At 72.5% G+C, this 2,797-nt stretch carries 2 protein-coding genes and 1 pseudogene; all 3 read right to left on the reverse strand.

Features of this window, described 5'->3' with window-relative positions:
- On the reverse strand, positions 1-1,158 hold a 1,158-nt coding region (locus tag VK640_17315), incomplete at its 3' end, for a DEAD/DEAH box helicase (GenBank protein ID HTE74939.1).
- A 34-nt stretch (positions 1,159-1,192) separates the two neighbouring features.
- Positions 1,193-1,957: a hypothetical protein gene (locus VK640_17320; protein ID HTE74940.1), complete on the reverse strand. Its 765-nt coding sequence runs from the start codon at positions 1,955-1,957 to the stop codon at positions 1,193-1,195.
- A gap of 68 nt (positions 1,958-2,025) precedes the next feature.
- A pseudogene (locus VK640_17325) lies at positions 2,026-2,673 on the reverse strand (ATP-binding cassette domain-containing protein).
- Positions 2,674-2,797 lie beyond the last annotated feature (124 nt).

The raw sequence follows: 2,797 nt of genomic DNA on the forward strand, positions 1-2,797 counted from the left end.
CGGCTCGGCGACCGCGTACTCCATCCGCTCGGCGTCGGTCAGCGTGACCCGCACCTCGGTGCAGTCCGCCGGGGCGATGTAGCCCTGCGACTCGATGTCCTTCCACGGCGCGTCGTAGCGCTTCGGCCCGATGAGTGAGAAGACATCGCCCTCGCGGCCGTCCTCACGGACCAGGGTCGCGGTCAGCCCGAGGCGGCGGCGCGCCTGAAGGTCTGCGGTCATCCGGAAGATCGGCGCGGGGAGCAGGTGCACCTCGTCGTAGACGACAAGGCCCCAGTCGCGGGCGTCCAGCAGCTCCAGGTGCGTGTAGACGCCCTTCCGCCGGGTCGTCATCACCTGGTATGTCGCGATGGTGACCGGCCGGATCTCCTTGCGGGCACCGGAGTACTCGCCGATCTCGTCCTCGGTCAACGAGGTGCGCTTGAGCAGCTCGTGCCGCCACTGCCTGGCGGCGACCGTGTTCGTGACGAGGATCAGCGTGGTCGCCTGGGCCTCGGCCATCGCGGCCGCGCCGACGATCGTCTTGCCGGCGCCGCAGGGGAGGACCACGACACCGGAGCCGCCGTGCCAGAAGCCGGCGACCGCCTCGCGCTGGTAGGCACGCATCTCCCAGCCGTCCTGCACCAGGTCGATGGCGTGCGCCTCGCCGTCGACGTAGCCCGCGAGGTCCTCCGCCGGCCAGCCGAGCTTGAGCAGCACCTGCTTGAGGTGACCGCGCTCCGACGGGTGGACGACGACCGTGTCCTGGTCGACCCGCTCGCCGATCAGCGGAGCGACCTTCTTCGACCGGACGACCTCCTCGAGGACCGCCCGGTCGTTGGTCACGAGGACCAGTCCGTGCACCGGCGTCTTCTCCAGCCGCAGCCGGCCGTAGCGCGCCATCGTCTCCGCCACGTCCACCAGCAGCGCGTGCGGCACCGCGTAGCGGCTGTAGCGGAGCAGGACGTCCACCACCTGCTCGGCGTCGTGGCCGGCCGCCCGGGCGTTCCAGAGGCCGAGCGGGGTCAGCCGGTAGGTGTGGACGTGCTCCGGCGAGCGCTCCAGCTCGGCGAAGGGGGCGATCTCCCGGCGGCACTCGTCGGCGAGGTCGTGGTCGACCTCGAGCAGCAGGGTCTTGTCGGACTGCACGATCAGCGGGCCATCGGTCACGCCGTCCATTGTCGCTTGCCGACCGACATGCTGCCGCCGCTCGTCAGGTCTGGTCACGGCGGACCAGCGCCGCGGTGGCCAGCGCGGCCAGGCCGAGGGCGTACGCCGTGAGGAGACCGCCCCCGAGCCAGGGGGCGACCAACCCGGCCGCGGAACCGCCCGCCGGATCCCCGAGGCGGCTGAAGGCGTCGGCCGCCCCGCCGGGCAGCCACTTCTGGGCGTGTGGTGCCCTGAGGACCATCGGGGCGATCTGCTCGACGACGAAGTACCAGACCAGAGCGACGGTCATGGCCACCGCCTGGTTGCGCAGCAGTAGGCCTAGTCCGACGCCGAGCACCCCGTAGAGCCCGGCCGTCACTCCCAGCACCAGCAGCCCGCTCGGCACCGCCCCGAGATCGGCGGCGGGCGCCTCGCGCGACGACAGCAGCAGCCATCCGGTCGCCGACGACACGGCCGCGCTCAGCATGGCCGCGGCCAGCGCGACCATGCCGACTGCCGCCAGCTTGGCCGCCGCGAGTCGCGCACGCCTCGGCTGCGCCAGCAGGCTGGGGACGATCGTGTTGTGCCGGTACTCGCCGGCCGACGACAGCACCCCGACCACCAGCATCGCGAAGCCGACGATCGCCGTCGGCGCGCGGACCACGTGCTGGAACGTGTCGGCGTCGAGGGGCGGGTTCCGCTCCTTGCCGGCCAGCACGACGTTGGCGACGGCGATGACGCCGCTCAGTCCCCCCACGACGAGCGCGGTGGCTGTCGTGGTCCGGGTGGCCCCGAGCTTGCGCAGCTCGGCGGTGAGGGTCGGGTTCATGACGGGTCTCCGGAGGCTGTCAGGTCGAGGAAGAGCTCCTCGAGGTCGGTCTGCTGGTTGCGGTCGAGCAGGTCGCGCATCGACCCGTGGGTCACCAGCCGCCCACGATTGATGATCAGCACGTCGTCCACGCTCTGCGCGAGCTCGGCGAGCACGTGGCTGGACACGAGCACGGTGCGGCCCTCGTCCGCCAGCCGGCGCAGGAAGCCGCGCAACCAGCGCATCCCCTCCGGGTCGAGGCCGTTGGACGGCTCGTCGAGCACCAGCGTCTCAGGATCGCCGAGCAGGGCACTGGCCAGCGCGAGCCGCTGGCGCATCCCCATCGAGAAGCCGCCGACCCGGCGCCGGGCGACGTCACCGAGGCCGACGCCGTCGAGCACCTCCTCGACGCGCGCGTCGCTGGTGCCGGTCGAGGCCGCGACGACGCGCAGCGCCGACCGTGCCCGGTGGCCGAGGTGGAAGACCGCCGGGTCGAGGAGGGCGCCCACCGTCCGGGCGGGATGCGGCAGGTGGGCGTAGCACCGCCCGTCGAAGGTCGCGCTGCCGGCCGTGGGCCGCACAAGCCCGAGCAGCATCCGCATCGTCGTCGACTTGCCGGCGCCGTTGGGGCCGAGGAAGCCGGTCACGGCACCCGCCCGAATCTCGACGGTGAGGTCGTCGACGGCGGTCACGTCGCGGTAGCGCTTGGTCAGTCCGTTGAGCTGGATCGAGGTCATGCCCCGACGATGCTGGCCAGCCCCCGGTGCGGTCGTCGCCCACAGGGCCCTTGCGGAGGTACGCCGCGCGGCCGACCCCTACGTCCCGGGAAGTACGTCGCGAGGCAGGGGTTAGCCGTCCGTG

The organism is Actinomycetes bacterium (assembly GCA_035489715.1).
Classification (GTDB): domain Bacteria; phylum Actinomycetota; class Actinomycetes; order JACCUZ01; family JACCUZ01; genus DATHAP01.

Coding starts and splice junctions, on each gene's coding strand:
- VK640_17320 (HTE74940.1), bottom strand. CDS start 1,957: ATGAACCCGACCCTCACCGCCGAGCTGCGCAAGCTCGGGGCCACCCGG.